Below are 6,084 nucleotides of genomic sequence, written 5' to 3' on the forward strand. Positions count from 1 at the left end.
TATCAGCTCCTGTTTCATTAGAGGTGTTTTTCTACCACCTTAATTAGTTCTGGTAAGTCCATTTTAATTTCTTTTAATTTCTCTATAGTAGGGATACCATTTTCTGTCCAACCTCTTCTTTTATAAACTGCATCAATTAATTTTTCGTATTGTTCTTCTCTGTAGGCTCTGAGGACTTTTATTTTTTCTTCAGTTGATTTTCCTGTTGGGTCATAATTCAATTTCTCTTTAAGCTGAGCATCATATCTTTCTTGTCTAGATTCATATTCTTGGGCAGTAACAGGACCTACAGAACGATAAGGTACCTTATCATCTTCTCTTTTGCCGTGCCCCATTCTTATATTGAAAATCCTTTGGAAGTTATATACCCTCTCTGATTGAACTATTAATTCATTCTTATCAATGTTATTCCCAGTCATTCCATTATATAAATCAACATAGTTCTGTACGTGTTCTGGTATTTTAGCAGGCTCATCTGTGGATACATTGCTTGCAGGTACAATATCATTCCATGGTAGCTTACAAAGCCCCATGAGGCCAAACCATGTTCTAAACATTGGGAAATAGTGTAGTGCTTCTGCTTTGTCTTCAAAGGTTGGTAATTGATTATTAACCATATCCATAAATATTAACCAAGCCTCATCATGTTGAGGTCCTTTATTCGTTAACCCATATCCTCCTTGCTGCGCTAAAGATTCTTTAGGCAGATATTCAGAATACTCTAATCCTTTTTGCTCCATACCGATATCTTTTAAGAAATCTTTATCTGCGCCATATTCATCAATAAATACTTTTTTTAGTCTTCTTATACCTAATCCTGCTAATTTTCCAAAACCTTCTCCTCTGGACATTTGATGAAGAAGTTCAATGGCAGCATCTTTATTACCAAAGGTTAATTCTAATCCTCCAGTAATTTCTTTGTTTATTATATCATTTTCATAGCATTCCATTAAAAAAGCAGTGATTGTAGCAAATGAAATAGTATCAATTCCATATGTGTCACAATAAAAATTACACTCTAAAATATATTCAGGATCAAAAATCCCACAATTCGCTCCTACTCCTGCTGCAGTCTCATATTCTGGTCCATCAACAGTGACTTTATCACCTTTATATGGTCCTGTTTTTAATTCAAAGCTATCTGCAGCTTTAGCACATGATAACGAACATCCGTACCAGCAGCCATCGGGTCTTCCTTGCGTTAAATAGTTGTCTCTAAAGACATTTGAAGCTATTTTGTATGTATCAGGATGTCTGCCATATTTATAATTATGAACTGGTAATAAATCATATTCATCCATTACTTCAATAATATTTGCAGTTCCTACTTGCCTCATTCTACATTGCTCATTATCAAATCTACTTATTTCTCTGTGAAGTCTTAATCCAGTTCTATTTATTTTAGCTTGATCAGCAGGATTATTTAAATTCCCTTTAACTCCACTAAACTTTACTACTAAAGCTTTAATTTTCTTATCTCTAAATACTGTTCCTATTCCGCCTCTTCCAGCTTGTTTAAGTCTGGTCACCTTTCTTCGTACATCATAGAAAGTAAAGTTCAAAAGTCCTATCAAGGTATTGTCAGCAGCAGTACCTGCTGTAACAACAGCTATGTTTCTCTTGTCTTCTTCGGAATCAGCATACATTTCTGTTAATTGTTCTCCTAGCACATGCGCATCTATAGCTTCTAGTGGTGCTTCCTCTATCCTTACAATGCCTTTATTGCCATCTATATATACTACTACATCATTATCAGCCTTACCTTGTATTTCTAATGCATCCCAACCAGAGAATTTTAACAGCGGGCCAAAGTACCCCCCCACATTACTGTCTATAGGAATTCCAGTAAGGGGTGATATGGTTACTACTAAAGATTTTCCTGCTCCAGGATATTGTGTAATTCCTCCTATAGGTCCACTAGCTATTACTATTGCGTTTTCTGGATCTGTCCATTTTGTCTCTGATTTTACCGCATTCCATAAGTACCATAATCCAAAGCCCTTTCCTCCAACAAATTTTTCTTTCATCATGTCTGTTACAAGCATAGAATCAATTTTGTTATTCGATAGATTAATATATAGACTTCTATTTGTATAACCTCTATTAATTTTTCCTAGATCATACTTAAATTCGTTGAGTAATTTACGATTCTCTTTAAGTGTATCTATTTTCAATAGATTCGCCCCCTTTAATTAAGTTGTATTATATCTCTTCTAAGTAAATTGCTCCCGTAGGACACTTTTTAGAGCAGAGTCCACAAGAAATACATTTAAAAGGTTCAGTAAAATCATCGTGATGGAACATGGCTCTTTCATTGCAAAAACCTACACACATTAAGCAACCTACACAAATATCTTTCTTTATTCTAACAATTCCTCTATTATCTCTATAAATAGCCTCTACTGGACAGATATTAATACATTCACCACATTGGGAGCATGTAATTATTTTGTTATTTGCATCTACAATTTCTGTAACTTTTAAGGAAGCTTTATTCAAATTTTTTTCTTTAAAATATACTTGAGAACAGATCTCTTCACATTGATGACAACCAATACAGCGTTCCTCATTTTTTCTTAATACCTTCAACATTACCACCTCCAATTGAATACACAAATTATTATTATACTACAGATGGTTCAAATACTAGCTCGCCTTTTTCAAATCTCTCCAAAGAAAGTTTACTAATATCAATAGTATTTTTTTCACCTAGAATTTGTTCTGCCATCAATAATCCGGTCATAGGTCCAAGCATGAATCCATGTCCACTAAAACCAATTGCGAGATAAAACCCTTCTAGGTTTTTAACTGGACCATATATAGGGTGTTTATCAGGTGTCATAGTATATAAGCCTGCCCATTGTCTAATGACCCTAAGTTCTCCTATTGGCGGTAATAGTTCGGTAACTGTCTTGGCCATTTCATCTAAAAATTGCCAACTAGATGTTATTCTCAAATCTCTAGGTTCATTATCATCGCCTCTTCCCATAATAAAGGACCCATGTGGAGATTGCTGACAGTAAATATTCAATGAGAAAGACATAACCATAGGACCTTGCATTGGTTCTACAGGCTCAGTTACCAAAATTTGATGCCTTTCTGCATATACAGGAATATCTATATTAACCATATCTGCTATTAATTTAGAGTAGCCTCCGGCAGCATTAACTACTATATTAGTTGATATTTCGCCTTTATTAGTAATAACCCCTTTTATCTTACCATTTTCAGTCTTTATTCCTATTACTTCAGTAAATGTATATATCTTAACTCCTAATCTTCTAGCTGCGTTTGCATAAGCATCAGTTGTTAAAAAAGGATTTAAGTGTCCATCATCTGGGCAGAAGGTTGCACTGCTGATCATATCTGTATTTAAATAAGGCACTATTTCAGCTGCCTCTTTTGGAGTTAGAAAGTCTACTGTTATTCCCAATGATTTTTGCAGTTCAACATTCTTTTTAAATTGCATATCCTCTTTTTCTGTAGAAGAAACTAATAAGTAGCCTCCCTGTTTAAATTCGATATCTCCATCATATTCTAACTCTTCGTTTGCAGTTTCAAAGAATTTTATACTTTCCATTGACAATCTACAATTCATCTCTGTTCCCCATTGTTGTCTAATGCCAGCTCCACATCTTCCGGTAGATCCGCTTGCAAGAAATCTTTTTTCAAGTACAACGATATTTTTGACACCTTTTTTAGCTAGATTATATGCTATAGAGCAACCAGATATTCCTCCCCCAATAATTACTACATCAGCAGTTTTAATCATTAAATTCACCTCCAGTTAACATTTGTTTTATTTTAATTCCAGATATTGGAGGCCTACTTACACATACATCTAGTTCAGCTATATTTTTACCAGTATAACTTGCAATTTCTCTTAATATAAGTTGGCTACAGGTTCTTCCCTGACATGGACCCATACCTGCTCTTGAAATTCTCTTGATTTCGTCCACTGTTCTGTATCCATCTTGAATTAATTTTCTAACATCTCCTAATGTAATATCTGAACATCTACATATTATTGTATCATCATTCATTAACCTCAACCCCCACCTTAATATTTCTAAACTCATACAAAAAATCTCTATTTACTATGACATCAACAATAGCTGTTTTATCAAAAGATTTAGGATTTTGGACCCTAAGAACTTTAGCATTTGTAATATATTCACCTCTTCTATTTAATCCCGCAATAATATCACCTTTATTAGGAAGAGGAAAAAATTCATAAGGTATTCTAAATACTACTTCTTCTTCAGAATAGCTTCCATCTACGACCATGATAGCTAATCCTGGGCATTTGCTTATACAAATTCCACAGCCATTACAATTATTATAGTTTAGTGAAGGCAAGTCATTAATATCATTCATAGTGTTCATTGCTTTTCTAATACATGAAGTAGAGCAAGGATTGCATGGAATATTCTGAAAACACTCAATAACAGCTACTGGACCTTGGTTTATTCTTTCTATACTAGGAAATGCTTTTTTTATTAAATCTTCTGTTGGTATTCCTGTACATTCGATCATTTAGATCACCTCTCTTACAATTTTGCTAATTCCAGATCTAATTTTATCTCCCACTGTACCTGAACGTAGGGCTTTTAATTGTTCCAAATAGTCTTGTCTAATCTCTTCAAATTGCTGATGCTCATATCCAATACCTTTCGAAGCACATAGTCCTGCTAAATATCCTTCTACCATCGCGCTACTAGCTTCTTCAACACCAGATACATCTCCTGCTACATATATGCCTTTTTTCGTAGTCTGATAATTTACATCTCTAATTGGCACTAATCCACCTAATTCAGGTATATATTTCATATCACATCCAGCTTGCATAATTAGCTCTGTTAATGGTGTAAGACCTACTGAAATACACATAATGTCAACGTCAAATTCAATTTCAGTACCTTCTATAGGATTCCAGTGTTGATCTAACTTCCATATAATAACTCTTTCAAGATATTGGTTACCTACTGCTTCTTTTACTGTGTATCCTGTTAAAATAGGAACCCCCATTCTTCTAATTTTAGATGCATGTACAAGATAACCACCAATTCTTGGAGCTGCATCAATAATGGCTTCTACTTCTACTCCAGCTTGCATTAATTGATAGCTTACAATAAGGCCAATATTTCCTGCTCCTACCATTAATACTTTTTTCCCAGGCTTAATGCCATATACATTCATAAGTGTTTGAACAGCACCTGCTCCGTAAATTCCAGGTAAATCGTTATTAGGAAATGCTAAGACTTTTTCACTAGCTCCAGTGGATATTAGCATTGCCTTAGGGTTTACTTTTATATATTTTCCATTGTGATCTATGCTAATAACTCCATCCTCATATACGCCTAAAACTGTAGCCTCAGTCATTATTTCAACATTATCACTAAATTTCATTAAGTCGTTTAGTAGAATTTTTGCTATATTTATTCCTCTTGTAGAAGCATATTGTTTCTCAGAACCAAAAAACATATGTGTTTGCTTAATTAATTGGCCACCTAAATACTTATTTCGATCTATTAATAGTACTTTTGCTCCACTAGATGCAGCGCTAATAGCTGCACATAATCCAGCTGGCCCGCCTCCTATAATTGCCAAGTCAACGTGTTTCATAATTAATAACCCCCTTTCCCTGTTGAGTTTCAATACACATTCCATTCTTAAGTTCGGTAATACAAGTACGTACATTTGGTTCACCATCTACAACCATATTACATGACGAACAATTTCCTATTGCACAATAAAAGCCTCGAGGCCGATGCTTAAATAAGCTCTTACCTAAAACTTTTACTCCAGCTGCATGAAGCGCAGCTGCTATGGTTTCACCCTCATATCCTTCCATCTCTTTACCATTAAAAGTGAACTTTACTTTTTTTCCTCTCTTGAATTCTAATATTGGATGCTCCTCAATTCTCATTTTTTCTCCCCCCTAAGGATAATATAAATATATTAAAGCAATAAACATACCAACTTTGGATTATATTAAATGTGTACTTATGGGAGCTTTAGCTAAGTTGAAATTTATGATGTCAGAAAATTGACATAATTTTGAAGATCCTTGTTGTAAATATT

The 6,084-nt window shown here is 34.3% G+C and carries 7 protein-coding genes; all 7 read right to left on the reverse strand.

Annotation, left to right across the window (positions count from 1 at the left end):
• Positions 1-17: 17 nt before the first annotated feature.
• The 7 genes from ABV008_RS00700 to ABV008_RS00730 are packed head-to-tail and all read right to left on the reverse strand — an operon-like array spanning position 18 to position 5,929.
• Positions 18-2,174 carry an aldehyde ferredoxin oxidoreductase family protein gene (locus ABV008_RS00700; RefSeq protein WP_352417895.1) on the reverse strand — a complete coding sequence of 719 codons (2,157 nt, stop codon included), beginning with the start codon at positions 2,172-2,174 and terminating at the stop codon, positions 18-20.
• A 28-nt stretch (positions 2,175-2,202) separates the two neighbouring features.
• A complete protein-coding gene (locus ABV008_RS00705) occupies positions 2,203-2,592 on the reverse strand; it encodes a 4Fe-4S binding protein (RefSeq protein ID WP_352417896.1) in 390 nt (129 codons plus the stop codon).
• Positions 2,593-2,623: 31 nt separating this feature from the next.
• The gene (locus tag ABV008_RS00710) at positions 2,624-3,772 is read right to left on the reverse strand and encodes an NAD(P)/FAD-dependent oxidoreductase (protein ID WP_352417897.1); all 1,149 of its coding nucleotides are present in this window, start codon (positions 3,770-3,772) and stop codon (positions 2,624-2,626) included.
• The gene (locus tag ABV008_RS00715) at positions 3,765-4,043 is read right to left on the reverse strand and encodes a (2Fe-2S)-binding protein (RefSeq protein ID WP_352417898.1); all 279 of its coding nucleotides are present in this window, start codon (positions 4,041-4,043) and stop codon (positions 3,765-3,767) included. The genes ABV008_RS00710 and ABV008_RS00715 overlap by 8 nt, the downstream gene beginning before the upstream one ends.
• Positions 4,036-4,536, reverse strand: a complete 501-nt coding sequence (locus tag ABV008_RS00720; RefSeq protein WP_352417899.1) for a 4Fe-4S binding protein — start codon at positions 4,534-4,536, stop codon at positions 4,036-4,038. Before ABV008_RS00720 ends, ABV008_RS00715 begins: the two co-directional genes overlap by 8 nt.
• The gene (locus ABV008_RS00725) at positions 4,537-5,625 is read right to left on the reverse strand and encodes an NAD(P)/FAD-dependent oxidoreductase (RefSeq protein ID WP_352417900.1); all 1,089 of its coding nucleotides are present in this window, start codon (positions 5,623-5,625) and stop codon (positions 4,537-4,539) included.
• Positions 5,612-5,929: a (2Fe-2S)-binding protein gene (locus ABV008_RS00730; RefSeq protein ID WP_352417901.1), complete on the reverse strand. Its 318-nt coding sequence runs from the start codon at positions 5,927-5,929 to the stop codon at positions 5,612-5,614. Before ABV008_RS00730 ends, ABV008_RS00725 begins: the two co-directional genes overlap by 14 nt.
• Positions 5,930-6,084: the final 155 nt, after the last annotated feature.

It is taken from the genome of Proteiniborus sp., from assembly GCF_040308045.1.
GTDB lineage: Bacteria > Bacillota > Clostridia > Tissierellales > Proteiniboraceae > Proteiniborus.

Coding starts and splice junctions, on each gene's coding strand:
- ABV008_RS00715 (WP_352417898.1), bottom strand. CDS start 4,043: ATGAATGATGATACAATAATATGTAGATGTTCAGATATTACATTAGGA.
- ABV008_RS00720 (WP_352417899.1), bottom strand. CDS start 4,536: ATGATCGAATGTACAGGAATACCAACAGAAGATTTAATAAAAAAAGCA.
- ABV008_RS00730 (WP_352417901.1), bottom strand. CDS start 5,929: ATGAGAATTGAGGAGCATCCAATATTAGAATTCAAGAGAGGAAAAAAA.
- ABV008_RS00705 (WP_352417896.1), bottom strand. CDS start 2,592: ATGTTGAAGGTATTAAGAAAAAATGAGGAACGCTGTATTGGTTGTCAT.
- ABV008_RS00725 (WP_352417900.1), bottom strand. CDS start 5,625: ATGAAACACGTTGACTTGGCAATTATAGGAGGCGGGCCAGCTGGATTA.
- ABV008_RS00710 (WP_352417897.1), bottom strand. CDS start 3,772: ATGATTAAAACTGCTGATGTAGTAATTATTGGGGGAGGAATATCTGGT.